Origin of the sequence: Candidatus Hydrogenedens sp., assembly GCA_035378955.1 — a bacterium.
Classification (GTDB): Bacteria; Hydrogenedentota; Hydrogenedentia; order Hydrogenedentales; family Hydrogenedentaceae; genus Hydrogenedens.
Map to the genome: position 1 here is coordinate 33,462 of DAOSUS010000001.1, position 26,971 is coordinate 60,432.

20 protein-coding genes are annotated in these 26,971 nt (G+C 37.8%); 8 read left to right on the forward strand and 12 right to left on the reverse strand.

Going from position 1 to position 26,971, the window contains the following annotated elements; genetic code table 11:
* Position 1: 1 nt before the first annotated feature.
* Together PLA12_00125 and PLA12_00130 are read left to right on the forward strand one after the other, a co-directional pair.
* Positions 2 to 1,828: a VWA domain-containing protein gene (locus PLA12_00125; GenBank protein HOQ30895.1), complete on the forward strand. Its 1,827-nt coding sequence runs from the start codon at positions 2 to 4 to the stop codon at positions 1,826 to 1,828.
* Positions 1,825 to 3,486: a galactokinase family protein gene (locus tag PLA12_00130; protein HOQ30896.1), complete on the forward strand. Its 1,662-nt coding sequence runs from the start codon at positions 1,825 to 1,827 to the stop codon at positions 3,484 to 3,486. Before PLA12_00125 ends, PLA12_00130 begins: the two co-directional genes overlap by 4 nt.
* On the opposite strand, the gene PLA12_00135 is transcribed toward PLA12_00130, so the two are convergent.
* From PLA12_00135 to PLA12_00185, 11 genes are all read right to left on the reverse strand, one after another.
* The gene (locus PLA12_00135; protein HOQ30897.1) at positions 3,469 to 4,581 is read right to left on the reverse strand and encodes a DegT/DnrJ/EryC1/StrS family aminotransferase; all 1,113 of its coding nucleotides are present in this window, start codon (positions 4,579 to 4,581) and stop codon (positions 3,469 to 3,471) included. The two genes, PLA12_00130 and PLA12_00135, sit on opposite strands and share 18 nt — an antisense overlap.
* Positions 4,582 to 4,750: 169 nt before the next feature.
* Positions 4,751 to 6,001, reverse strand: a complete 1,251-nt coding sequence (gene rho / locus PLA12_00140; protein HOQ30898.1) for a transcription termination factor Rho — start codon at positions 5,999 to 6,001, stop codon at positions 4,751 to 4,753.
* 295 nt (positions 6,002 to 6,296) lie between these two features.
* Positions 6,297 to 9,008, reverse strand: a complete 2,712-nt coding sequence (gene polA / locus PLA12_00145) for a DNA polymerase I (protein ID HOQ30899.1) — start codon at positions 9,006 to 9,008, stop codon at positions 6,297 to 6,299.
* A gap of 85 nt (positions 9,009 to 9,093) precedes the next feature.
* Entirely contained in the window at positions 9,094 to 10,212 is a 1,119-nt protein-coding gene (gene lpxB / locus PLA12_00150; protein HOQ30900.1) for a lipid-A-disaccharide synthase, read from the reverse strand.
* Positions 10,209 to 11,174, reverse strand: a complete 966-nt coding sequence (locus PLA12_00155) for a Gfo/Idh/MocA family oxidoreductase (protein HOQ30901.1) — start codon at positions 11,172 to 11,174, stop codon at positions 10,209 to 10,211. The genes lpxB and PLA12_00155 overlap by 4 nt, the downstream gene beginning before the upstream one ends.
* Before the next feature lie 75 nt (positions 11,175 to 11,249).
* Positions 11,250 to 12,092 carry an acyl-ACP--UDP-N-acetylglucosamine O-acyltransferase gene (lpxA, locus tag PLA12_00160; protein ID HOQ30902.1) on the reverse strand — a complete coding sequence of 281 codons (843 nt, stop codon included), beginning with the start codon at positions 12,090 to 12,092 and terminating at the stop codon, positions 11,250 to 11,252.
* Between the two features lie 38 nt (positions 12,093 to 12,130).
* Complete coding sequence (locus tag PLA12_00165) at positions 12,131 to 13,240, reverse strand: phospholipase D-like domain-containing protein (GenBank protein ID HOQ30903.1); 1,110 nt, start codon at positions 13,238 to 13,240, stop codon at positions 12,131 to 12,133.
* A 59-nt stretch (positions 13,241 to 13,299) separates the two neighbouring features.
* Complete coding sequence (locus tag PLA12_00170; protein HOQ30904.1) at positions 13,300 to 13,935, reverse strand: hypothetical protein; 636 nt, start codon at positions 13,933 to 13,935, stop codon at positions 13,300 to 13,302.
* Entirely contained in the window at positions 13,932 to 14,225 is a 294-nt protein-coding gene (locus PLA12_00175; GenBank protein HOQ30905.1) for a hypothetical protein, read from the reverse strand. The genes PLA12_00170 and PLA12_00175 overlap by 4 nt, the downstream gene beginning before the upstream one ends.
* Before the next feature lie 16 nt (positions 14,226 to 14,241).
* Complete coding sequence (locus PLA12_00180; GenBank protein ID HOQ30906.1) at positions 14,242 to 14,685, reverse strand: hypothetical protein; 444 nt, start codon at positions 14,683 to 14,685, stop codon at positions 14,242 to 14,244.
* Positions 14,685 to 16,253: a sodium/solute symporter gene (locus PLA12_00185; protein ID HOQ30907.1), complete on the reverse strand. Its 1,569-nt coding sequence runs from the start codon at positions 16,251 to 16,253 to the stop codon at positions 14,685 to 14,687. The genes PLA12_00180 and PLA12_00185 overlap by 1 nt, the downstream gene beginning before the upstream one ends.
* 1,234 nt (positions 16,254 to 17,487) lie before the next feature.
* Between PLA12_00185 and PLA12_00190 the strand changes: the two genes are divergently transcribed.
* Genes PLA12_00190 through PLA12_00215 form a run of 6 tightly spaced genes read left to right on the forward strand, consistent with a single transcriptional unit; the run spans position 17,488 to position 23,780 of the window.
* A complete protein-coding gene (locus tag PLA12_00190; GenBank protein HOQ30908.1) occupies positions 17,488 to 17,991 on the forward strand; it encodes a 4Fe-4S dicluster domain-containing protein in 504 nt (167 codons plus the stop codon).
* Entirely contained in the window at positions 17,988 to 18,857 is an 870-nt protein-coding gene (locus tag PLA12_00195; GenBank protein ID HOQ30909.1) for a CoB--CoM heterodisulfide reductase iron-sulfur subunit B family protein, read from the forward strand. The genes PLA12_00190 and PLA12_00195 overlap by 4 nt, the downstream gene beginning before the upstream one ends.
* Positions 18,854 to 20,845, forward strand: coding sequence for a CoB--CoM heterodisulfide reductase iron-sulfur subunit A family protein (locus tag PLA12_00200; GenBank protein ID HOQ30910.1), 1,992 nt, complete (start codon positions 18,854 to 18,856; stop codon positions 20,843 to 20,845). Before PLA12_00195 ends, PLA12_00200 begins: the two co-directional genes overlap by 4 nt.
* Positions 20,838 to 21,314 (forward strand): hydrogenase iron-sulfur subunit, encoded by a 477-nt coding sequence (locus PLA12_00205; GenBank protein HOQ30911.1) that lies wholly within the window; start codon positions 20,838 to 20,840, stop codon positions 21,312 to 21,314. Before PLA12_00200 ends, PLA12_00205 begins: the two co-directional genes overlap by 8 nt.
* Positions 21,315 to 21,326: 12 nt before the next feature.
* Positions 21,327 to 22,304, forward strand: a complete 978-nt coding sequence (locus PLA12_00210) for an oxidoreductase (GenBank protein ID HOQ30912.1) — start codon at positions 21,327 to 21,329, stop codon at positions 22,302 to 22,304.
* A 3-nt stretch (positions 22,305 to 22,307) separates the two neighbouring features.
* Positions 22,308 to 23,780: a Ni/Fe hydrogenase subunit alpha gene (locus tag PLA12_00215; GenBank protein HOQ30913.1), complete on the forward strand. Its 1,473-nt coding sequence runs from the start codon at positions 22,308 to 22,310 to the stop codon at positions 23,778 to 23,780.
* A gap of 224 nt (positions 23,781 to 24,004) precedes the next feature.
* Here the strand turns inward: PLA12_00215 and PLA12_00220 are convergent, their stop codons facing one another.
* Complete coding sequence (locus PLA12_00220; protein ID HOQ30914.1) at positions 24,005 to 26,923, reverse strand: hypothetical protein; 2,919 nt, start codon at positions 26,921 to 26,923, stop codon at positions 24,005 to 24,007.
* Between the last annotated feature and the right edge of the window lie 48 nt (positions 26,924 to 26,971).

Consider the following 26,971-nt stretch of genomic DNA (forward strand, 5'->3'; position numbering starts at 1 on the left):
TATGTCCAGGGCGAACATAAAAAATAATCGTTCTATATCTTCAGGAACCATCGAATTCCTGAGGAGTAAACGCGTTCGCTTCTGGGTTAGCGTTATCATTAGCCTCATCTTATACTTCTCAATCATTTATTCCTCTCAATATATCCCCTTATTTGTAACAGGACCGAATCGAATTCCTCTAAACATCCGCGTCAAATTAGTTGATGAAAAAATAACTGTTTCCCAACAAATGGAGGAACCTATCAGCACATCCCTGTCTACCCGTCCTATTTCGTTCCAGAAATTTATAGATGAAATACTTCCATCTACAGAGATACCCGAACCTCCTCATGCTTCATCCTTACAAAAGGAAGAATTAGCCAAACAGGCCGTAACAGAACTTATTGACCGACCCACAGAAACTTCTACACCGGACGAAGTTATCCAGCAAGTAGAAGAGCGAATCCTTATGATTGAAAAAGAATCCGAAAAGGATACCGTAGATGTTGCCCGTCGAATACTACCGCCACCCGAAGAAAATATAATAAAACCCGACGAAACGCCTACCTTCTCCCTGGATAACACAGTCCTATCCTCACAGGGAACGCCAATTTCCTCGTCGGATATACCGCGTATAATTGGGACTTCACCCGCTACCGAACAAACCTCTTCGGAAACTACAGAAACAAATCAAGCCCCCGTTGTATTAGTACCCGAATTAGAACCCATAGAACCCCCCATCCCAATAGAACAAGTTTTAGAACAGGAAATTATTGAACAACCTATCATGGAAGAAACTCAAAAAGAAAAAGAAAGCCGTCCGTATGAATTCTGGGATGACCTATTTGAATTACAGTTAAAAACATATTACGAACAAGATAAAAAGCAGGGGTTCTTTCAATTGGTTATCTCCCCTAAAAAAGAGGCTAAAATCACTCCATTGCAAAAACAGGTTGCTTTTATTATTGACAGTTCCGCAAGTATAGGACAGCGGAAATTAGACCAAACAATAAAGGGCGTTCGTGAGGCATTGCAGCAACTTCGTAAGGAAGACCTTTTTAATATTATTCTATTCCGTGAACGGGCTTCATTTTTTGCAGAAGGATATATAAAGGCAACATCAGAAAATAAAAATTCGGCTCAAAAATTTTTGCAACAAATACCTTCAACCGGACAAACCGATGTTTTTAACTCCGTTCGCCAAATAATACAAATTCCTACAACCCCCGGATTGCCTAATATCCTCTGGTTATACTCCGATGGAAAACCGACTATTGGCCTTCGCGATACCCGTGCCATTATTGCTAATCTTACATTAGAAAATCAGGGCAAATATGAAATATTTACAACAGGTGGAGGAAACACGGTTGACCGATACCTTCTGGAATTGCTTGCTTACTTAAATCGTGGGTTTTGTGTAATTCGGAACAATATAGACCAGTTTTCCACAGCGATACCGCAAGCATTCCAAAAAATACAAAACCCCATACTTATTGATGTATCTATGGACTTTGGTGCAATACCTCGCGATAACATATATCCTTTCATCTTTCCTAACTTTTATCAGGGTGTCCCTGTTTCTATCTTCGGAAAGTTTAATCCGGAGACCCAGAAAAATTTCGTATTCCGTCTTCAAGGAAATGCGGCAGGCAAACGAAAGGAAATTATTTTCCGCGCCGATTTATCCCAATCCAGTTCGGGCGATTTTGATATTGCACAAAAATGGGCTTTTCATAAGGCTTTTTATATAATAGGTAGAATCGTCCGTGAGGGCGAAAAACCTGAATTATTACAAATATTAAACGAACTTAAAGAAAAATATAACATTAAAACAACTTATACGCCATGATGATACTCGCAAGTAAATGGATTGAATTTCTTCTCTCAAATTCTACAGAACAGAAGAGATTTCTCTCTAACACCTATGGTAATGCAGGGCAAGAACGAATTAAATTAATTATTCAGACCTTGCAAAAATTTATTGATACATTGGGTGATAAACATGTTTTCATCACAAGATGTCCCGGTAGAATAAACCTTCGTGGAATGCATATAGATACACACGGGGGGTTTTTAAACCTGATGACCATTGAACAAGAACTTGTTTTAATAGGACACCCCCGTGATGATGATAAGTTTTGTATATACAATTTAGAAACCAAACACAAACCCTTTCTTTCCTCTTTCCGCTCTTTGCAAAAGGAATATCCCCTCCAATCCTCATGGAAAGATATTTGCCATCATGCTCAAAATCGCACCGATACTTCCAGCCATTGGCACCAATATATTATCGGCACACTTCTTCGTTTTGCCCAACAAACAAAAAGACCTCTGACAACAGGTATCGAAGTTGTCGTGGGTGGGGATATTCCCGAAGGTTCTGCATTAAGTTCCTCGCATGCTTTATGTATTGTTTTGCTTCAGGCTCTTATGTATAACAGTCATGATAATTTTGAGATAACAACTCAATTGAAAATGGTTCAGGATGCGGAATGGTTTACCGGAGCAAGAAGTGGACTTAGTGACCAGACAGCGGAGTTATTAGGGAAAAAGGATACTTTATTAGGCGTTCGTCTTAATCCCGAAACAGCAGAAATATTAGAAATGAATTATCATCCCTTTCCGAACGATGTTTCTGTAATTATTACCAATTCCAGAACGCAACGAGACATCAGTTCAACCCATGCTGTTTCCTATATTAAAAATCGCTTCGCCTATTCCGTAGCATTAACGATATTAAAGGAAATTTTGAAATCACAAGGAGTAGACGCAGATACATTAAAAAATTTCCAGTCTCTTGCCGATTTTTCACCAGAACGACTTGGTGGAATTCGAAACCTTTATACACTATTTCGTGCCATTCCTCATGCTTTGCCCGTCAAAACATTACTTGAAGATTTTGATATTCCCGGTATTCATGAAACTTTCGAACGATATTACGGACATCTTCCCCAAGAAGAACATCCCAAAGTAGTTCCTATACGCGGACCTTTAGTTTTTGGTATTTGCGAATCTATTCGAGCCCGATATTTCTTCGAAGCCATACAACAGGGCGACATATTAATGGCAGGCTATTTAATGACATTAGGACATAATGGCGACCGTATTCTTGATACCTCAGGCAATCCCTTCCATCGAGAAGTAACCGACGATATGTTATTCGTGTATGAAGACCTTCAAATTGCACCTTACTCCCTCATAGGTGATTTCGGTGCCAGCACCCCTGTCCTCGACAAATTAGTGGATATAGCGAACGAGAACGGGGCTTTGGGCTCATCCCTCACAGGTGCAGGATTAGGCGGAGTTGTATTAAGTCTTTGCAAAAAGGAAGATACCCCTACCATAAAAAAGGCATTACAAAACTGGCTTTGCTCGGATGAGTATGCACAACTTTTAAACCGCCCATCACCACTCTCACCTGAAGAATCTGAAAAATCTATGTTTGTCCATAACTCCACTCAAGGGGCAAATGTAATACCTGCTCCGAATTTATCTCTTGTTCACTAAAAATGATTTAATCCCTTCGACAACATACGCTACCTCTTCAGGAGTCATTTCGGGATAGATAGGTAACGCCAACACCTCCTGAGAGGCTTTTTCTGCTTGCGGATATTTTTCCTGTGATGAAGCAAATGGACGGAAGCAGGGTTGCAGATGAATTGGAATGGGATAAAACACAGCCGTAGAAATACCTCGCTCCTGAAGAAACTGCCGTGCCTTATCACGGTCAGGAATACGAATAACATATTGATGATATATAGCATAACTACCTTCCCGTTCCACAGGAAGTTGCAATTCCGAAATTTCTTTCAAATGTTCCGTATAATAACGGGCTATCTCCCTTCGTTTCTCATTCCATTCCTGCAAATAACGAAGTTTTACACTTAATATACCTGCCTGTAATGTATGTAAATGGCTGTTATAACCAATGCACTCATGCTCATAAGTCTTTTTAGAGCCATGACAACGCAATAACAAAATTCGTTCTGCTATTTGTTTATCATTTGTCGTAATCAATCCCCCTTCTCCCATAGCTCCTAAATTTTTTGTCGGGTAAAAACTAAAAGCACCTGCATCACCCCAATTGCCTGCCTTTTTTTCAAATAAATGGGCTCCCATGGCTTGGGCAGAATCCTCAAGAATAGAAAGGGAATATCGTTTCGCTAAACTTACAAAAGCTCCCATGTCTACACATTGACCATACAAATGAACAGGAAGTAAAATTTTCGTTCGCTCGGAAATTTTCTTTTCTACTTCTTGGGGATTTAAATGATAGGTATCAGGTTCAATATCTGCAAACACAGGGATACCTCCCGCCAACACAATGCTACTGGCAGTAGCGATAAAAGAAAACGGTGTAGTAATTACCTCATCACCCGATTGTAAACCTAAAGCCTTTAATCCAATTACCAGTGCATCCGTTCCCGAGCCCACACCTATAGCATAAGAACATTGAATAAACGCCTTTACCTCTTCCTCAAACCGTGCAAGAACATTACCCCCCCGAAATTGTTGTGTTTCCAGAACCTCCTCTATGGCTTTTAAAATCTCTTCTTTCATGTGTCTATATTGAGCCTTTAAGTTTAACATCGGAACTTGCATAAAACAAAACTATCCTCCATTTGCCAATAATAGAATTCCTAGGAGAGATATCTCATGAAACAAAACATATATATAGAGCAAATACATGTCTACCTTCTCCCCTTTTATTACTAAAAAGCATTTATTAAAATTTTCAATTCATTTTTAATAAATAAAAGAATAGAGACGATTACATTTTTTGCATACTATTCAAGAAATCAGCGTTGTTCTTTGTTTTCTTTAACTTTTCAATCAGCAATTCTGTTGCTTCAACAGTATCCAGCGGACTTAATACACGCAGTAATAACCAAATTTTTTCAAGGTCTTCTTTAGCAATAAGCAATTCTTCTTTTCGTGTCCGTGAAAGCATCACATTAATTGCTGGGAATATCCGTTTTTCCATCAAACGACGATCTAAATGGATTTCCATATTCCCCGTGCCTTTAAATTCTTCAAAGATAACATCGTCCATACGACTGCCTGTATCAATTAATGCGGTGGAAAGGATAGTTAAACTTCCACCTTCTTCTACCTTTCTTGCAGCACCGAAAAACCGTTTCGGTTTTTGTAATGCGTTGGCTTCAATACCACCCGATAACACTTTTCCGCTGGATGGCACAAGCACATTATAGGCACGGGCAAGGCGTGTCATTGAGTCCAACAAAATTACCACATCTTTTTTATGCTCCACAAGTCGTTTGGCTTTGTTCAAAACCATCTCTGCCACCTGAACATGCCTATCCGGGGGCTCATCGAAAGTAGATGCAATAACTTCCGCAGCAACGGAACGCCTCATATCCGTAACTTCTTCAGGTCTTTCATCAATAAGCAATACAATAATAGTAACCTCCGGATGATTTTTGGTAATACTATTAGCTATTTTCTGCAGCAAAACGGTTTTCCCGGTAAATGGTGCGGCAACAATAAGCCCGCGTTGTCCTTTGCCGATAGGGGAAATAAGGTCCATAATCCGCATGGCTATTTCATCCGAGGTCGTTTCAAGATAGAACCGTTCATTGGGATGAAGGGGAGTTAAACTATCAAAAAGCAATCGCTGATGAGCAATTTCGGGAGGGTCCCCATTTACAGATTCTACCTTCAACAGAGCAAAATACCGTTCCCCTTCTTTCGGTGGGCGAACATGCCCACGGATAGTATCCCCCGTCCACAATCCAAATTTGCGTATCTGAGACGGGGACACATATATATCATCCGGTCCCGGAAGATATGAAGCATCCGGAGAACGCAAAAAACCATAATTATCAGGCAATATTTCCAGTGTCCCTTCACCAACAACAGAACCGGAATGCTCAAAACTTTTTTGTAAAATCTTGAAGATAAGGTCTTGTTTTTTTAGTGAACCTGGGTCATCAATTGCCAAATTTCCCGCTATTTCACTTAATTGAGGGACAGACATCTTTTTCAAATCTGCAATCGAAATTTCAGGTCCGTCTGTCCGAATTTCATCAAATTCCTCTTCTGCCACATCCAGCACAGGAGGCCTTTTCGTTGGATTTTGATGATTGTTTCGATTGTTCCGATTGTTTCGGACATTTCGGTTTGAATTTTGATGAGAGTTTGAACGATGTGAGTAAGTCTTTTTGTTGCCCATAGTTCCAAACTTCCGTTGTTCATGTTGTTTGTTGTTTACTGTTGTTCGATAATCATTCATAAAAAATTCCTTATTTTCTAATAGCGAAAGACACATTCGCTATTATTTCCAAATCTTACATATACTAATGAGCATCAGCCCAATTATCACCCAAACCAATATCTACTTTTAGAGGAACCCGCAGGGAAACAACTTTCTCCATAAGAGATTTTACCTGACAGGCAGTCTCTTCTGCTGATTTTTTGGGAACCTCTATTAGCAATTCATCGTGAACCTGAAGTAAGAGATAGGCTCCTACCTCTCTCAAATATCGGTCTACTTCTATCATTGCTTTCTTAATAATATCCGCAGCACTCCCCTGTACCGGTGTATTCACAGCCATTCGCTCCGCCGATTTGCGAACAACCTGATTGGAACTGTCCAGACCCGACAAATACCGCCGCCGATTAAACAATGTTGTTGTAAAACCTCTATTCTTGGCTTCTTCTATCGTCTTATCTAACCATTCTTTTACCTGTGCAAAACGGTTGAAATAAGACTCAATAAATTTACTTGCTTCGGAGGTGCTAAAACCAACGGCTTTGGATAAACCGTAGGGTGTCATACCATAGATAACACCGAAATTAATCGCTTTGGCTTGTCTTCGTTGTTCGTCCGTTACTTTTTCAAAAGGAATGCCAAATACTTTCGACGCCGTTTCCCGATGAATATCTAAGTCATTATAAAATGCCTCGCAAAGAATGGGGTCTTCGGAAAGATGTGCCAATATCCGCAATTCAATTTGAGAATAATCCGCTGAAATCAATGTCCAATTGCTATCGGTAGCCACAAAACCCTCGCGTATCCGCTTCCCATATTCCGTACGGATGGGAATATTCTGTAAATTGGGGTCGCTACTGGAAAGCCTACCTGTTGCCACCACTGTTTGATTAAAATTGGTGTGGATACGACCTGTTTTCGGATTTACCAGTTTTGGCAATGTTTCTATATATGTATTTAATAACTTCTGAAGAGTTCGATATTCGATAATAACGGCTGGCAATGGATGGACTATGGCTAATTCTTCCAGCACTTCCATATCGGTAGAGGAACCGGTTTTCGTTTTCCGAATAGGTTTTAAACCTAACTTTTCAAATAAAACCGCCTGCAACTGTTTTGGAGAATTAATATTAAATTCCATTCCCGCCTGTTTATAAATCTCCTGCTCTAAATAAGCAATCCGCGATTGTAGTTCCTTTTCCAACTCCTGAAATACTTTAGAATTGATAGCAATACCCCGCTCTTCCATTCGGGCTAAAACAGAAATGAGGGGCTGTTCAATCTCTTGATATAAAGCCTCTAATGAATGCTCTCTCAATTTTTCTTTGAATATAGGATATAAAAGTTGTATCATTTCCGCTCTTTGGCAAACTTTCCCAACATCAATTTCTGAAATATCTCCCCCAACAGAAGTATCGGATTTTTCAAGGGACAAAACATAATCGCTTAAAAATCGTTCTGCAATCTTTTCAAGCGAATGATGTGTAAAATCTGTATCTGTTAGGTAGGAGGCAACCATTATATCCATTTCGGCCCCTTGAAAGTCAATACCATTCTTATGAAATATTTGGATGGATTTTTTCAAATCAAACCCCAGTTTTCTTAAATTGTTATTTTCAATTATTACTTTGACTGCTCTTTGCAGTTCATCAAAATTGAATTCACTAAATTCTTTTTTTATATTTTTGAAGGGAATAAAATAATTTTCTTTTTCTTTGAGGGAAATTGCAATACCTACTAACTGCTCTGTTAGTATACCATCATTTACAGTAGCAAGGTCAAATGAAAAACAACCTGCTTTCTCAATTTTTTCGGATACGCTGTTTAATAAGTCCATATCCTTAACAATAGTATAACATAATTTTATTTCTTGTGCCGTTTTTTTCTCCGCCTCATTTAAATTTAATTCCCGCACCAAAGACATAAAGGAAAGATATAACAACTCATTTCTGAGTATCTCCTTATCTATAGGTTTCCGTTTCAATGTATCCAGAGTTATATTCAACGGCACATCTTTTCGCAAAGTCAGCAATTTTCGGCAAGAAAAAGTCTGCTCTTTTTTCTCTATCAATGAATTTTTAACTTTACCGGATACCTTTTCTATATTTTCATAAAGATTTTCAAGGGAACCATATTGTTCCATAAGTTTCTTGGCTGTTTTATCGCCAATGCCCGGAACACCGGGAACATTATCTGCAGTATCACCAATAAGTGCAAGTGCATCCGGAACATGGAGCGGGTCTGTTCCAAACCGTGCCCGAACTTCTACTTCTGAATACCATTGGCCCTTTTCTCCATGTGTAGGGTCAAACATTCTCGTATGCGGACCTATCAACTGCATAAGGTCCTTATCCGAAGAAACAATTACTACTTCAAAATCTTCTGCCTGAACCTTCTCGGCTATCGTTGCAATAACATCATCTGCTTCAAAACCCTGCACAAAAAGTAGGGGAATATTCAAGCACTCTGCTAAATGGATTGCCATCGGTATCTGGTCTAAAAATTCCTTTGGAGGCTCCGGTCTATTGGCTTTGTACTGAGGAAATTCCTCTTCACGAAAGGTCTTCCCTGGTGCATCAAAAGCAATGGCTACATAATCAGGTTCATGCTCCCGCAAAACTTTCAATAACGCCCGTGCAAAACCATAAACCGCATTGGTAAGCTTCCCGTCCTTATTTTTCAAAGGTGCCTGGATAGCAAAAAAAGAACGAAACAGAAAGCCCATTCCATCAAAAAGATACAACTTTTTTTGCTTCGGGATTTGTTGCTGATATGAAAATAAATCTACCTCTGTCATTAAAGAGCCTTCTTCTCATTTGGCAATTCAGACATTACTTCTCACCTATAAATTATAGAATACAGTCTTTCCTTTCAATTAGGAATTATTTTGAGGGACTTATGCCCAGTGTTCTTAAAATTTCAATCGCTGTCTGTTTCCCTGCTCCGGGGGAACCTAATTTTTCCCTTAACTGTTTAAAATCATATATCATATTCCCCCTCAAAGTCGAATTTTGGATAAGAGAAACCAATTGGGAATATATATTCAATGGAGTGGCACTGTTCTGGATAAGTTCGGGAACGACCTCTCGCCCCATGAATATATTAACAATACCTATATACTCAATTTTCACAAGACACCGCGCTATGTAATAAGTTAGCGGGTGAGTGCGGTAAATAAGAACAAAAGGCATTCCATAAAGTGCCGATTCCAGAGTTGCCGTTCCAGAAGATACAATGCCCGCATGTGATTTTTGCAATACCTGCTCTATCCCTCCTTCATAAATTTCGATGGGAAAATCGCCCGATATATTTCTAATAAGTTCCGCACAATTCCTGTTGAAAGCAGGCACAAGGAATTTTGTGTGCGGATAGGTAGATAAGAATTGTTTCGCTGTTTCCAGCATGACAGGAAAATTCCTCTTTATTTCCTGAGGTCTACTACCGGGCAATAAACCGATTGCATATGGTGGCGTATAATCCAGTTCCGTTCTCATTGTTGGTATTTTATCTATCAGGGGATGTCCCACATAAACACACTCTACGCCTTCTTTTTCATATATCGGCACTTCAAACGGGAAAATAACCAACACTTTTTTCACCCATTGGGCGATTTTCTTTACCCGATTTTTTTTCCATGCCCATACCTGGGGACTGATGTAATAGATAATAGGGATATTCAACTCCTTTATCATAGGTGCGATATGTAAATTAAAGCCGGGATAGTCCACCAAAACAACCCCTATGGGCTTATATTCCTTAATCCAATCTATTGTGTTTTTCATCAATTGCTTTATATCCCCTAAATGTTTCACAACCTCCACAAAACCCATAACCGCATTGGTGCATAAATCATGGAGCAATACGAACCCTTCCTTTTCCATATTTTGCCCCCCTAAACCGACATGTCTTATTTTCGGCGTCAATTGACGCAGTTCTCGTATAACATTGGCACAATGCAAATCAGCAGATGGATCTCCTACTACCCAGAAAATCGTGTTCACTTATCACTCCGTATTTGTTCAACAATTTGACAGGAAAGTTCCAGAGCCCTTAAACCCTCTTCTCCTGAAACTTCAGGAGGGGTTCCGTTGCGAACAGCAGAAACAAACGACTTTATCTCTGCCAGCAAAGGCTCTTCATTAGACACTTGAATAGGTGTAATCTCTATAAACTCCATCGGATTGCTATTCGGCGGAATATCTCCTTCCTTTTTGCGATACACAAGCAAACTTTGGGAACTATAATCCGTCGAAACATATTCTCGGTCTGAGAATATGCGTATTTTCCTCATTCGGTCCATAGAAACACGGCTTGCCGTTAAATTGGCAACACAACCCGACTGAAATCGCAATCGCACATTAGCAATATCCTCCGAATCGGAAAAAACAGATACACCTACAGCATCCATAGACACAACAGCACTACGGGTAAGGGTTAAAATAATATCTATATCATGTATCATCAAATCATGAACAACACTAACATCCGTGCCTCTTCCCGGAAAAGGACTTAAACGATGGCACTCAATAAATCGCGAACAGTTTATTAAATTAAATAAAGCACGGACAGCACCATTAAACCTTTCCACATGCCCTACCTGCAAGATGCGATTACACTTTCGGGCTACATCAACCATCTTTTTTCCCTCTTCTACTGTTGCCGAAATGGGCTTTTCGACCAATACATGGACACCTGCCTCTATTAAGGGTATAACCACCTCTGCATGCGTAGATGTAGGCGTTACCACAGAAACAAGGTCTAACTTTTCCTTCAATATCTCCTCCATAGATGAAAAAACAGGGACTTGAAATTCGTTTTTTGCCTTTTCCCTGCGCTCTTCGGAAATATCAACAACGCCAACCAATTCCACATCCGCAAGGTTAGAATAAATACGGGTATGATGAAACCCCAAATATCCGTATCCAATAATCCCTGCTCGTAATTTTTCGTTTTGTTTAGTCATTATCATTTTTCCAGATTATATTTACTTCGTTTTTCTTTTTAACCCCAAAGTATTTTATCACATAGAAATAAGGTTTTATACCAATTCATCGCTGATAGGGTTAACCTGTGCCTCCTGAGGCGACAAAGGCCCTTTGGATAAACCACGCTTTGAATTTTTAATAAAATCAAGGATAATCTGCCGTTCTGGACTATCCTCAACCTGCTCCAGTATGGCTTCAACAGCCTGTTGTGTATTCAGATTTGAACGATAAAGCAACCGATACATCTGCCGGATTCGGCTGATGGCTTCGGAACTGAAACCCGCTCGTTGCAAACCGATTACATTAGGTCCAAAACATTGGGCAGGATAGCCTTCTGTAATCATATACGGCAGAACATCTTTCCCTACACGGGACATTGCACCTACAAAGGAATACTGCCCCACAGTGCAGAACTGGTGCACTCCACTTAATCCACCAATAGACGCATAATCCTCTACCGTCACATGCCCCGCAAGAGCAGAATTGTTCGCCATAATTACACGATTTCCTACATGGCAATCATGGGCAACATGCGTGCAAGCCATAAAAAGGCAATCATTGCCTATTCTTGTCGCTTTTTCTTCTCTATCATCTGCATATACCGTGCTCGAACTAATCGTTACAAACTCACGGAAAGTATTGTTATCGCCAATCAAGGTTTTCCCATATCGTCCCTTTACATGTTTTAAATCCTGCGGGGGAATTCCTATTTGTGCCCCAGCAAAACAATGATTATTTTTCCCCATTACCGTGCCAGAACCAATCACACAATAGGGACCAATTACGGAGTTATCACCTATTACAACATGGGCTTCAATAATTGCATAGGGTTGAATTTGAATATTTTTACCTAATTCTACTGATGGATGAATAATGGCTGTCGGATAAATACTCACACTTTTCCCTTTCTCTTTTGGTAGTATCCCATAATTATCTATCGCACAGGGATACCTATTTCAAATACACGATGGAATTCGTCAATATACAAACGGGCTATTTCAGGATTGTCAATAATTATAACATTTTCATCATTCCGTTTCTCCGCAGATTCGGTAAAATTATAACTTCCTGTCAAAACCCTATGTCCATCAAAAATCATAACCTTGTGATGCATGGTTTTAGGGTTCCCATCCCAGCGGACATCCATACCCACATTTCTTAAATACTCGTCCTTAGAAGCACTATTGCCCGCATTCCGTTTCTCAAATACCCCTTTAACAATCACTCCCCTATCCCGTGCTTGAATTAAACAGCTTGCAATAGCGGCTGAAGTAAATGAAAAAGCCATAAATTGAAGCGATTTTTGTGTATTTTGTATCTCTTCTATAATCTTTCTTTCCACTCCATCTTCCGGGGCAAACAGGTTCCATACAGTAGTCATATTATCAATATGTAGTAATACATATTTTGTATTTCGCGGAGATTTCATGCCATAGAGATGATTAAAAAACATTTCCTGAAATTCATTAAGATAATTTTCTGCAAGTTGCGGAGATTGAATTAAGACACTATTGTTGTTATTAAGAAAAAGGCAGTTGTAAGTCATATTCGTTGAGCCTGTCCATACAGAAGATACATCTACTACAAAAAATTTGTCGTGCATAAGTGCGGAGTTATTATCCTCAACCACAGGAATACCTGCCGATTTACATTTCAAGATGCCTTCATGCTGACAATTATCCCGTTCCACGACTATCTTTACATCAACCCCCTGCTGAAATTTATGTATAAGCAATTCCACAATAGGTTCATAATCAAGGTCATATATTGCACCATAAATACTTTTCCTCGCTGAATTCAAAAAATCCATGAGTTCCGAAATAATCTCTACTTCTCCCCCTTTTTGCCCTGGGGATGTAAAGTAAACAGAAATAAGATGGCTTTTCCAATTTAAAGACGGTTCCTGCCTCTTTTTATGTTCTGCAGAATTATTAATGGAAGAAAAACTACGGTCCTGCACCTCCAGAGCCAGAAGAAATAAAACAGCAACAAAAGCACAAAACAAAAAACTAAAAAACAGAATTACAAAAGATTTTCTTTTCATTCTACATCTCTTCTAATAACCATAACTATTGTACATCATCTGAATTCCTATTAAAACCTTTATCCTGTTTTCGATGGAGGGTCGGATTTTTCAGAATGATGGTGTATCAGAGCATTTAAAAAGGCGCTTCGAGTTTGGGAACCTATTTTTTCACCGGAATAACCGTCGAGGAGACGAACATCTAAAGAGTGTAAAGTCCGTGCAAAATAACAAGCCCATATAGGGGTGTAAACCAATAGTATGATTTCGGGTATAACTGTTTCAGGGGCCGGTTGCAATCTACGCTGGCGTAGCAACTGTTGCATCAGTCCATACCGAGCAATGCTCTTTACCTCGTCCAATAGAATAGATGGTTTAATCCATAATTGAAAATCTGCTGTAGGGGTTTGTTGTATTTCCTTCATTCGCTCAAATCGTGCAATTGTTTTCGTCCATGCATCTACAGCAATGAATATTTCCTGCGTCTTTTCAGCCCCCGATTGCAGGAAAAATCGGACAATATACAAGGGCCAGGCAACCAATTCATACTTAGGCAAGTCCTGTATGGGTAGGGTTGTAGCCTTGCCTGTTAATGGTAAAAAAATCTTACTTATTTGAATTCGATAGCGATAAAAAAGGGGAACAGACAGCCGTAAAGGGACTTCTTTTTGTGTATAACGAAGAGGTATATATCCTGAAGGAATTATATCGTTCACGACCAGAGTCTTTTCTTCATAGCCCAGCCATAAAGAATAGATGCAATACCGATACCTGTCATAACAACACCACAAATAAAATTGACAACTGCAGGTCGGTAATCACCTTCTTGCATAGAGTAATATGTCCCTAAAATAACCGGCAAACCTAATGCCACTACAAAAAAACCCATCACAATATACAACTCCGCATCTCTATGCTCTAATTGAACCCCTTTATTTCTTTCATCATCAATACGGTGCATTTCACCGCGTTCTTGAATATTTATGTTTTTTTCTTCATCTGCCATATTAAAATCTCCTAAATTAGAAGTAGAAATATACAATTATGTGAGGAAGCATGGAAATAATCGTCCAGAACCTTAAATCTGTCCATACAGTTTTATTTTTTCTACCTAAGTTGACATATTCTTTCGGCATCCCAAACCATACCCAGAGCATCGTGCCAATAAATAATCCCAAAGCACATATTTTTGCCCAAGGCTGATAAGTACGTTCCAAAAATGTTGTAATGGGTCTGAAAATAGGTCTTATAATAGGGTCAAATGTCCTGCCCAGTCCATCTAAAAATGCTAACCAACCATCTACAACCTTATCTGCAAAATGAAATATAAAAGAAACATCTGCTTTGGGAATATCCACATCTTTGAAAGTATTTTCATTTGTTTGTGCAAATGCCCCTATAGAAAACAGGGGGCAAATTATAGAAACAAAAAGTATAAAAAATATGACTTTTGTATAAACATTCATTATTGAACCCTTTCCGATAATGCTTCTTGTGCTTTTATATCCTGAACAACAGAACCCCAGACCAAACCACGAATTTTCTCTTCGGATTCCGGCGGGGTTAGAAGGCTAACTATAACTGTAACAATGATTGAGAAAACAAAGGACCACATGGAAACAAATAGGAACGGGTCTTCCGCAGGGAATAAATTAGGAACACACCACAAAACAAAGCAGAAGAAAACACCCGATAACAAACCTATCAATCCGCCCCAACCTGTAGCACGCTTCCACATAATTCCGAGCAATAAAACAGCCAGTGAGGGACCTTGAAATAGAGACAATATAGTTTGAATAAAATTATAAATTCCACCTACTCGTGAAATCTGTTCTGCAAAAGTGGCACTACTTATGATAAGAAATAAAGTAAAACCGCGTCCTACATATAGAGCCTGCTTTTCATCCAATGATTTCTTCATTCCCAAGGTCCAGAGTTTATTGAAAATATCTGTAACAAATATAGTAGAAGCAGAACTAAGAGTGCCAGAAATACTGGACATCAACGCAGCAAAAAGAGCCGCAAACATAAGCCCCCGTAGTCCCGGTGGTAACATCATCCGTATCATGGTAGGGATAACTTTATCCTGTTCATGCAATATAATGTTCCTTTCATGTAAGTAAACAATAGCACAAAGTCCAGGCAGGGCTACCATCAACGGAATAAAAGATTTCAGAAAACCTCCCATAAGCATACCCGCTTTAGCATCCCATTCAGAACGGGCACCCAATGTCCTGTGAACAATGGCTTGATTTCCACTCATATACGCAATAGCAAGGACGATACCCAGACCGAAAACAATCCCTGTCCATGGGAAAGGATTTTCAGTACTATTCGGCAGAAGGATTGTAAAATGATTGGCATATTCAGGTCCAAGCGACTCTATTTTGGCTCTCATAACACTCCATCCACCAACTTCCCAGAGACTTAACGCTAATAAACCTAAACCGCCAACATACATCACGATTAACTGAACCACATCGGTCATCACCACGGCAGATAAGCCCCCAGCAAATGTGTAAAAACCTGTTACACCTGCCATCACCCAAACTGTGTATATCGGTTTGTAGCCTAAAATCGTATAAACAAGGTCATCTGCCGTCGTCCATAACATTATCATCAGAGACAACAGCATTACAGAAGTCCAGATAAGAGCATTTATTACCTGAACCGCTGAATTATATCTTCTCCCTAAAAACTCGGGAATGGTAAACACACCCGAACGCCAGAAATAGGGAACGAATATAAATGCTGCAAATACCATAGCCGGCATAGAACCTAACCAGTCAAAATTGGCAGCAGACACTCCATATCTGTAAGCATTTCCAGCAACACCAACGAAATCTAAAGCCCCAATGTCGCTCACCACGATAGAAAAAGCAATCGCCCAGAAAGGGAGTGATTTACCAGAAATAAAAAAGTCTCCTGCATTCTCAACATACCGACTTGTGTAGGTGCCTAAAGCAAAACAGCCTACCATATAAACGCCGATAATCGTTAAATCTATCCAATGTAGTGTTACATACTCAACCAAGGCATGGCTCCTTCATAAAGGTTTACAATATTTTAAAAAAGATTTTAATACATTTGGCTCATTATCATACTATAATCAACCCTTCAATATCGAAAAAAGACCTGCAATATATCAAAAGAAACATTCTATACGATGGAATAACAAAGGAAACTATTTTTAATAACGATTATTCTTTTTATCCAATCACTGCTTAGAGAATTTATTCGATGTTGATTTTTTGGCTTTTGATATTTCATTACCTTATTCCCTTTTTATGGGATTGGTCGCTTTTGAGAATATTCTGCCCTATCTGGTCATGCTTGGCTTTTCCTTTGTTGTTTATTTAATTGAGTACCTATAGGAGATAAAGAATACATAGATTTTAGAGTCCTCATAATACCATAAAGGATACAAAAACACGAATGAAGAAGGAAAGAAAATCTCTTCCAACTTGACATACACTATTTTTTCTCTTTGTAGATTGGATTTCAATTGGTCAAAAAATTATCACCACGAATTACACAAATAGACACGAATAAAAACAAATGGAAAAAAATCTATCATCCATTATTTCATTTAATGAACGGAACCGTCCTCGCTTCGGGTATTTTTAATTGGATAAATCTTTCAACCACAAAAGATACAAAGATTTTGCACAGAGTTCACAATGTAGGAGCGAAATATGTTTCGCTCGCACCTTCTCTGTGGTTTTTGTGTGAAATTTCCTTCGTGTCCTCTGTGATTAATTCTTTTTTACTACGAAGAGCACAGAGCTCTTGCACAAAGTGTACAAAGATGAAAGATCCCGAAGCAGGGATGCTTCATCTACAATCTTCTTGTCCTTATAGTCTTGTCAGGGCATGGCATGCCATGCCCTTACGATTGGAAAGAAAGAAAGTATAAATCTGCTACCTATCTCCTATAGGTTATCAAATAGGATATCTCTACTAAAACGGAAAGGAAATTATAAATCTATTACCTATGTTCTATTACCTATGTTCTATAGAATTTATTTATTACGATATTTTGTTTTTAATATTTTAAATATAATTATTTTATATTTATTTGACAATATATAGATAATATTACTATAATACAATATATTATTAGATATATATTTAAAAATAAAAAATTATAATTGTTTTTTATATAAAAAATTATGGCGCAAGAACTAACCACTAAATCAGTATTATACGAAAGACAGTTAGATGCAAATTTTGCCAACCTAATACAATCGATGCCTGGAGGCGAAAATTTGAGAAGGTGTATTCAATGTGGGACTTGTAGTGCTACTTGCCCATTTTCCCATGTTATGGATTATACACCTCGCAAGATTATCTATTTAATTAGGGAAGGCTTTAAAGAAGAAGTCATGTCCAGTTTTACACCGTGGCTTTGTGCAAGTTGTTTTTCATGTAGAGTCCGCTGTCCAAAGGAAATTAAAATAACGGATTTAATGTATCTAATAAAGAGAGAAGCAATAAAGGATAACCATTATCCCCAAAAAGCACCTATTGTGCTTCTAACAAAAGAATCGGTGAAAATGATTCATAAAAACGGTAGAATTTCTGAAAGTTATTTAATGGGAATTGTTCTACTTAAAGTTAGTTTTCTAAAGTTGCTTCGCATGTCGGGTTTAGGATTAAAAATGCTGTTAACAGGTAGATTTACCTTAATCCCAGAAAAAATAAAAAGTCGTGGAGAACTAAAGAAAATATTAGCCTTCTCAAATAAAAAAGTAGAGGAAAACAGTAAATGAAATACTTTTACTATCCAGGTTGCTCTTTAAGAGGTATGGGAAAGGCATATGAAGAATCATGGTTAAAAGTGTGCCAAAAAATAGGTCTTCAATTAGAAGAAGTTAAAGATTGGAATTGTTGTGGTTCTACAACTTACCTTGGGTTCGATGAAATTAAATCATTAGTTTTGGTTTCAAGAAACCTTGCTATGTTAGAGAAAGAAGGGGGTAGTGAGGTTATTACACCCTGTATTGCTTGTTATTATCTCTTTAATAGGACAAATCATAATTTAAGGGACTATCCTCAATTAAAAACAGAAACAAATAAGATGTTACAAGAAGTAGGATTAACCTATTCTGGAAATGTCAAAGTTAGGCACCCTTTAGATATCTTAGTTAATGATGGCTGGATGGAGAAAATATCTCAAAACATAGAAAAGCGACTGGAGCGTTTTAAAGCTGTTTGTTATTATGGCTGTCAACTTCTCAGACCCTATTGCGAGTTTGATAACCCGAGCAATCCTAAAAATATGGATATATTAGTTGGCCTCACAGGAGTTGATGTTTTAGATTATCCATTAAAGACTAAATGTTGTGGAGCAATTATAACTTCAAATATTCCCGAAAAAGGACTTGAACTTGTTTATGTTTTATTAAAGGAAGCAAAGAAAAGAAATGCGGATTTTATCGTGGTTACATGTCCTTTATGTCAATTTAATTTAGAATTTCAGCAAGAAAAGATTATGAAAATATATGAGGAAGATATTGGGTTACCCATATTGTATTACACACAAGTTCTGGGGTTGGCAATGGGTCTCTCCTTAAAAGAGTTAGGAATTAGACGTTGTTTAACACTAACACCAGAATTTGAGCGAGCTTTAATATGAAAACAAATAACAAGGAAATACGAATCGGTTTTTATATCTGTCATTGTGGGACAAATATTGCAGGCGTAGTAGATGTAGACAAAGTAAGAGAGTTTATAGTGAAAAAAGATAATGTTGTGGTGTCACGTAACTACAAATATATGTGTTCTGACCCAGGTCAGGAGTTAATACAAAAAGATATTCAAGAACATAGGTTAAACAGAATTGTTGTGGCGTCCTGCTCGCCATTACTTCATGAAAAAACTTTTAGAAATACTTTAGAAAAAGCAGGTTTAAATCCATTCTATCTTCAAATGGTTAATGTTAGAGAACATGTAGCTTGGGTTCATTCAGATAATGAAAAAGCCACTGAAAAAGCAAAGGCTTTGTGCAATGCAGCAATAAATAGGGTTAGGCATAATAAACCTCTTGAGAAAAAAAGAGTATCATTTCACCAAGATGTTTTAATTATAGGAGGGGGTATTGCAGGCATACATTCTGCTTTGACATTAGCCTCTGGTGGCAAGAAGGTTTATCTCGTTGAGAAAAAGCCTACCATTGGTGGACACATGGCAATGTTCGACAAAACATTCCCTACTCTGGACTGTGCCGCTTGCATTTTAACTCCTAAAATGTCTGCCATTAAAGAAAATAAAAATATAATACTCTGGACCAATTCAGAAGTGATAAAGATAGAAGGATATGTGGGAAACTTCAAAGTTACGATTAAGAGAAATCCTCGATATGTTAGGGAAGATTTGTGTATAGGATGTGGGCAATGTGTAGAAAATTGTTTCTATAAAGAGGCAAAATTTCCCGATGAGTTTAATTTAGGCTTAAGCAAGCGAAAACCTATTTACATACCTTTTCCACAAGCCATACCCAATTCCGCCATAATTGATGATAAGACATGCATCCATTTCAAGACGGGAAAATGTAAACAGATGTGCCTATCTGCCTGTGAACGCAATGCTATTGATTTCAATCAAAAAGAAGAGTTAAGAGAAATTCAGGTTGGTGCTATTATTGTTGCCACCGGCTTCAAAACATACGATCCTATAAAGGAGCCCGAATATGGTTATGGAGTTTATCCTAATGTATATACTTCACTTGAAGTAGAAAGACTGATTAATGCGTCGGGTCCCACTGCCGGTGAGGTAATATTAAGAGATGGGACAAAACCCAAATCAATTGGTATTATTCATTGCATTGGTTCACGCAGTGAAAAAGCCAATAAATGGTGTTCTCGTGTTTGTTGTATGTACTCTTTGAAACTTGCCTATTTACTAAAAAAACATACTCATGCAGAAATTTACAATTTCTATATTGATATGCGTACCCCGGGTAAAATGTATGAAGAATTTTATGATAGGCTTTTAACAGAGGGGGTACATTTTATCCGTGGGAAGGTTGCCGAAGTAACAGATATTTCCCTTGTGAAGGAAGAAGAGGGAAAACTAATATTAAGAGTTGAAGATACTTTAGCAAGTGTCATTAGGAGAATCCCTGTAGATATGGTAGTTCTATCAGTAGGTTTGGAACCCTCCGAAGACACACAAAAACTCGCACATATATTAAACATAGGTCTTTCCGCTGAAGGCTTTTTCCAGGAAAGGCACCCTAAATTGGCTCCTGTCAGTACCTTTTCAGAGGGCATTTTTATTGCTGGATGTTGTCAAGGACCTAAAGACATCCCTGATACCGTAGCGCAAGCAGGTGCTTCTGCTGCGGAGGCAATGGCTATGATTGATGCAGGATATTTTGAAATAGAACCCATTACTGCTTATGTGCTGGATGAATTTTGTAGTGGATGTAAATCCTGCATTAATATTTGTCCTTACTCTGCTATTTCTTATGACGAATCGAAGAAAAAAGTATTTGTAAATGAGACTTTATGCAAAGGATGCGGTACTTGTAGTGCTACTTGTCCGAGTGGTGTTATGAAACAAAATCTTTTCGAGGATGAACAAATATTGAATGAAATTGAAGGACTTCTTGTGTATGAGTGAACAAAACTGGGAACCTAAAATCATTGCGTTTTTCTGTAATTGGTGTACTTATACCGCTGCAGACCTGGCAGGAGTATCTAAGTTATCCTATGCCCCCAATGTGAGGATAATTAGAGTAATGTGCTCAGGTAGAGTAGACCCTCAATTTGTATTGTCTGCCTTTGCGAATGGAGCCGACGGCGTTTTAATCGGGGGCTGTCACCCTGGAGATTGCCACTATAGCGAGGGAAATTATAAAACTCTCCGAAGAATCTCTTTGCTAAAGAAAATGTTAACTCAATTTGGAATTGAATATGATAGGGTGCGACTGGAATGGATATCCGGTGCAGAAGGTGAAAAGGTAAAGACTGTTATAAACGAAATGACAGACAAAATAAGAAAATTAGGACCACTAAATCTACCTGAAAAATTTATTACCTGGGATAGAGAATTAGAAAAACTAGACAGAGAGTCTGAATATATAAATTGAGGAAATAGAACAATGTCTTCAAAGCCGAAAGTAGCATTTTATTGGTGTGCTTCTTGTGGAGGTTGTGAAGAAGCAGTAGTTGATTTGGCAGAAGATATACTTGAAGTTGTAAAGTTAGTAGACATTGTATTTTGGCCAGTTGCCATGGACTTTAAAAAGAGAGATGTGGAAGCATTACCAGATAAATCAATTAATATTGCATTTATTAATGGGGCAATTCGAACCTCCGAACAAAAAGAAATTGCTCATTTATTGAGAGAAAAGTCCCATTTAATTGTAGCCTTTGGCTCTTGTGCCTGTTTTGGTGGCATTCCTGCTCTTGCTAACCTCTACAGTAAGTTTGAAGTTTTAAATGATGTTTATATTGAGTCTCCAACTGTTGATAACGATACTAAATTGCTCCCTCAAACTACATCTGCTGATAATAATGGAAAACAGTTAGAATTACCTAAATTTTATAACCAGGTAAGGGCTTTAGATGAGGTCATTTCGGTAGATTATTACCTGCCGGGTTGTGCTCCAACACCGAAATTAATAGCTAATGCTGTAAATACATTACTCGGTGGTAATTTGCCAGCTGCAGGTTCTACATTACTACCGGACATAGCCCTTTGTGAAGAATGCCCGAGAAAAGACTCTAAACCCACAGACCTTTCGATTACAGAATATAAAAGGATTTGTGAAAATCTTGTGGACTCTGAAAAATGTTTATTGGCTCAAGGGTTTCTATGCTTGGGTCCCGTAACTCGTGGTGGCTGCGAGGCTCTATGTATAAATGGAAATATGCCTTGTACAGGATGTACTGGTCCCACATCGAGAATAGTAGACTTTGGCGCAAAAGCAGTATCTATGTTTGCATCGTTGTCCAGTGGAAAAAACGAAGAGGAAATAGAGAAAAACTATGCACAAATAATAGACCCTGTAGGCACTTTTTATAGATATCATCTTTCAAAAAGTTTATTAAAAGGAAAACTTGAGAGGGGAATATAGAGTATGGAACAACAACTAAAAAGGAAAGTCTCTATTGACCCGATTACTCGTTTAGAAGGGCATGGAAGAATAGAAATATTTTTTGATGATAATAAAAATGTCGAAAAAGCATATTTACAGATTCCTGAGTTAAGAGGTTTTGAAAAATTTTGTGAAGGTAGACTTCCGGAAGATATGCCCCAAATAACTTCGAGAATTTGTGGTGTGTGTCCAACCGCACATCACATAGCAAGTGCAAAGACGCTTGATAAATTATTTAATGTAGAGTCTACTCCTACTGCGAAAAAAATAAGGGAACTCGTTTACAATGCATTTATGTTTGAAGACCATGCTCTTCACTTCTACATTCTCGGAGGTCCTGATTTTATTGTTGGCACCGGCGCACCAAAAGAATTAAGAAATGTAATTGGTGTAATTCAAAAAGTAGGAACTGATATTGCAAAACAACTAATTTCTATTCGAAAGAGAAATCGGGAACTTATTTCTTATTTAGGGGGTAAAGTAATACATCCCGTATTAGGTTTACCAGGTGGAGTGGCTAAAGGTATTGATGAAGATGAGTTATCAAAAATTAAGCAATTGGCTCAGGATAACTTAGAATTTGCCCTTTTTACTCTTGACACATTTAAGCGAATCATACTTGAAAACCACGAGTATTTAAATTTAGTTACTTCTCCGGCATATACTCATCAGACTTACTATATGGGGATGGTAGACTCTGGAAATAGAGTAAACTTTTACGACGGAATGATAAGGGTTGTAGACCCAAATGGAAAAGAGTATGTAAAATTCGACCCTCGGGAATACCGAAACCATATAGGTGAACATGTAGAGCCTTGGACATATATAAAGTTTTGCTATCTTAAAAATGTTGGTTGGAAAGGCTTCAAAGATGGCATAGACAGTGGAATTTATTGCGTAGCCCCACTTGGGCGATTAAACGCATGTGAAAGTATGGCTACTCCTAAGGCACAACAGGCTTATGAAGAGTATATAAAAACTTTAGGTAAACCGGTGCATTACACACTTGCTACTCATTGGGCACGGATTATTGAAATAATATATGCAAGCGAACGAATGATAGAACTTGTAAATGACCCTGAGATAACGGGAAAAGATTTGAGAAATATTCCTTCTAAAGTGGGAGAAATTGGAATTGCAGCAGTTGAAGCCCCTAGAGGCACTTTATTCCACCATTATGAAACAGACTCAAAAGGTTTACTTAGGAAAGTCAACCTCATCGTGGCTACACAAAATAACGCGGGGAGAATATCTCTTAGTATAGATAAATCTGCAAAGGAGTTAATGAAAAATGGGGATGGGAGTATTACTGAGGAACTGCTCAATAAAATAGAAATGGCTTTTAGAGCCTATGACCTCTGTTTTGGCTGTGCTACCCATTACCTTCCAAGCAAACTTCCTTTCATAATTATCCTGCGAAATTCGCAAGGAAAAATAATAAAGAGAATTTTCTAAAAAATCATTCCTTAATGTTTCAAAATTATAAACCTAAATAGGAGCGGTAAGAAAAAACAGCGCTTTTTACCTTCAATTCTCTGCTTTTACCTCTCCAATTCTATAAAAAATAAAACATAGGTAACAGGTTTATATTTTCTCGGATAATGAATCCAGTTTACATTCCCACTCAAACTTAAATAAAGAATAAAGTAGGTATTACCTATAATCTATAAAGATTCTTGTTATTTGATGTCTATCTGGACATCGGAGGGTGTAGTGATGAGAGACCAGAGCGTTTTCCAATCGGCGTTGATGTAGAAAATAGGTGCTAAATTCATGTTGGGCGTTGTTAAAAGTAATGAAACGGTTGCTTGATTATCCTTAAATCCTACGGTCAATTCTCCATTGGTAAACGGTTTCGGGTCTTCTTTTCCTAATAATTTTTCTAATTGCTTTTGAACGATACTAACATTCTGTAAATATAAAATTAATCGAAGAAGAACATCACGGTTAATGGTCAATCCCTCGGGACATAGAAGACTAAAATTCCCCTCGACAAGTTGTCCCTGCGTAAAATTTATATTTGCATCAAAATTACCATTAGCCCGTCCAGAAAGATTGACCCATGGAGGTTGAACTTCCGCAGTAAATTGAGACAAATCAACACCTGCATATTCACCCGCAATGTTCCCTATAAGTGAACCCTCTTTTTTCTGAACAATCCCTTGTGTATCCAATTTGCCTTTCCATAAATTTCCATTCATGCGGGTTATTTCTATTTCGGGAGGTAGGAATTTTAATCGCAAACTATTTTCTATTTGAGAAATCTTCACTTTCTGTAAGGCAATCTCATCTATTTTTATATCAACGGCTAAATCTGTATTCCTTAAATTTTGAGGCTGTAATTGTGATACAAAATTATTTACCTGTATTTGCCATGCAGGTATGCCCAATTTTGAGATATTCACATTCCATTCTATCTCTCCATTTTTGACCTGATTATCTTTATATTCAAAATTTTTCAAAGAGAGATAATAAGTTCCCTGGCTCTCTTGCGAAATTCCCCAATCCTGTAAATCGTTAAAAGTTCCTTTAACATCCAGATTTTGAATGTTTACAGCAAGGTTGGGGTTATCCGAAGTCAGGAGTATCCTGCCTTTTTGAATTTTTGCCAGTTCACAATTCTTAAATCCCAACATTAAATTCTCAATCTCAAATGTATAATCCGAAAAATCCCCAGTTATATCCGTATTAAAACATAAAGGAATTCCTTCTGGAAGCATATATCCACCTATGCCTAAACCTTCTCCAGAACCTGACCCCTGTATTTTAATTCTCAAACTTCCATTCCAATGAAGTTTCCCATGAAACTCCGCTTTGCCCGGAATATAAAAAGGAAGGAATTCCGAAGAAAGGGTCGAAAGATAAATTTTTGTTTTCATATCCCCTTCTAACGATACTGGAAACATATATAATTTGCAAGGATTTAATTCAAAATCAGTAGAATTCTCGGAGGAGAGCCGAAAAGCACCCACAACCGTTTCCAAGTTCTGAATTATTCCCTGAAAACCAAATTCCGACGGCACAATAGGTAGATATTCTTCATCCTCTTTTTCTGGTGATAACACCCCTTTGAATTGTAAGTCTACCTTATTCCATTCCTTCCCTTTTATATCCACTTCTATATCTGCAAGTGTTGTTTCTAATGCCTTCTTTACTAAGGAAGGAGTTAACAACTGTATAAATTTTGCTGGAAACTTCTCTGTTTGAATATGCGAAATAAAAGTGGTAAAAGGAATCCATTCAGCCGAAAAATGAATAGGATAGGAGAGGACATTCACATCACCCGACCATTTTATTTGGTTAGAACCCTTATTATCCGCAATAAATTTTACATCACTATTAAGTCGGATACTATCTATATTAGGAATTGATAGTTTCCCCTGAGTGTTCCCTTCCAGAACAGGTAAAATCCCTTGAAGCGCCAAAGAACATTCTACAGAAAAAGGCTCTATTTGTTTGAGTAATAGTGTATTGTATAAATAAGGGGATACCTCCTGAATAGTTTTCCCTTGTATAGTCCCACAAGAAAAATCTAAATAGGTATTCTGGTTAACATGATTATATTTCCAGTTCATCTTCCATACAGGGGCTTTATCGCTATTCATTACCACTTCGGTTGCTTTCTCATCTTCCTTGTATTGAGAATGGATATGTATTTCAGAAGTATATCGGAGCCATGGTTTTTCTTTATCACCTATTGTTAATGAAGAAAAGAACATTTCCCCGTTAATATTCTCAGGTATCCACCGAGCACCTTGATAATAAACACTACCCTGAAGATGGGATACCTGAATTTTTTGCCAGTCGACAGGTAAAGAAAACATAGAATAGATTAACGGCGACAAGGATTGAGATACATTTTCATCAAGGGACAAGGACATATCTTCTATATTCACTCTTTGCATAGAGTTATCAAAGTTTACTTTTCCCTGTGCAAGCATATAAGGTGCGAACTGGATATTCATTCCTATTTCTTGAGACTCCTTCTGGAGTTGGTAATGTATATCCACCGTACCTGTAAGCGATTCTTTCTGCCCATTATAGGTAACTTCCATAATAGCACCCGTAGAGGAAAGGGAAATAAGGTTTTGGGCTTTGTCAATAGTAAGTGGAATACCTGATACAAACAATGTCCTTTCGTGATTATTAACAAACATAGAAATATTCTTAACAAACAACTTTTGAGGTAGATAGGTAAAAAAAGATTGGAAATTAGGAACATTCGTTTCTTGATTGGTTTTCCTTTCTTCCTTCAGTTTATTTGAAAATGGAGATGTTGTATCAACATGAATATTACACGATTCAATGGAAACACATAACTTTTGTGGCTTTCTTAAAGATAATTGTATCTGAATATTTTGAAACTCTAAATCTGTGTTATAATCATTCAATTGAACAGAAATATTTTTTAGAGAAATATTAGGAAAAATAGAGAGACCTGATAACTTAATGAAAATATTTTTTGTGGGTTTAAAAGATACAGAGTCTTTTATTAAAAATAGTGACCAAACGCCGAAAACAGATATAATAATTATAGATAAGAAAACAACAATGCTGATGGCGGTATATTTTATTATTTGAATTAACTTTTTTCTCACGCTGTTTCCTTTAACAAGATATATTAATATAAACTATTATTAGTTATA

Coding starts and splice junctions, on each gene's coding strand:
- PLA12_00125 (HOQ30895.1), top strand. CDS start 2: ATGTCCAGGGCGAACATAAAAAATAATCGTTCTATATCTTCAGGAACC.
- PLA12_00130 (HOQ30896.1), top strand. CDS start 1,825: ATGATGATACTCGCAAGTAAATGGATTGAATTTCTTCTCTCAAATTCT.
- PLA12_00135 (HOQ30897.1), bottom strand. CDS start 4,581: ATGCAAGTTCCGATGTTAAACTTAAAGGCTCAATATAGACACATGAAA.
- polA (HOQ30899.1), bottom strand. CDS start 9,008: ATGACAGAGGTAGATTTATTTTCATATCAGCAACAAATCCCGAAGCAA.
- PLA12_00155 (HOQ30901.1), bottom strand. CDS start 11,174: ATGACTAAACAAAACGAAAAATTACGAGCAGGGATTATTGGATACGGA.
- PLA12_00165 (HOQ30903.1), bottom strand. CDS start 13,240: ATGAAAAGAAAATCTTTTGTAATTCTGTTTTTTAGTTTTTTGTTTTGT.
- PLA12_00175 (HOQ30905.1), bottom strand. CDS start 14,225: ATGGCAGATGAAGAAAAAAACATAAATATTCAAGAACGCGGTGAAATG.
- PLA12_00180 (HOQ30906.1), bottom strand. CDS start 14,685: ATGAATGTTTATACAAAAGTCATATTTTTTATACTTTTTGTTTCTATA.
- PLA12_00195 (HOQ30909.1), top strand. CDS start 17,988: ATGAAATACTTTTACTATCCAGGTTGCTCTTTAAGAGGTATGGGAAAG.
- PLA12_00200 (HOQ30910.1), top strand. CDS start 18,854: ATGAAAACAAATAACAAGGAAATACGAATCGGTTTTTATATCTGTCAT.
- PLA12_00205 (HOQ30911.1), top strand. CDS start 20,838: ATGAGTGAACAAAACTGGGAACCTAAAATCATTGCGTTTTTCTGTAAT.
- PLA12_00210 (HOQ30912.1), top strand. CDS start 21,327: ATGTCTTCAAAGCCGAAAGTAGCATTTTATTGGTGTGCTTCTTGTGGA.
- PLA12_00215 (HOQ30913.1), top strand. CDS start 22,308: ATGGAACAACAACTAAAAAGGAAAGTCTCTATTGACCCGATTACTCGT.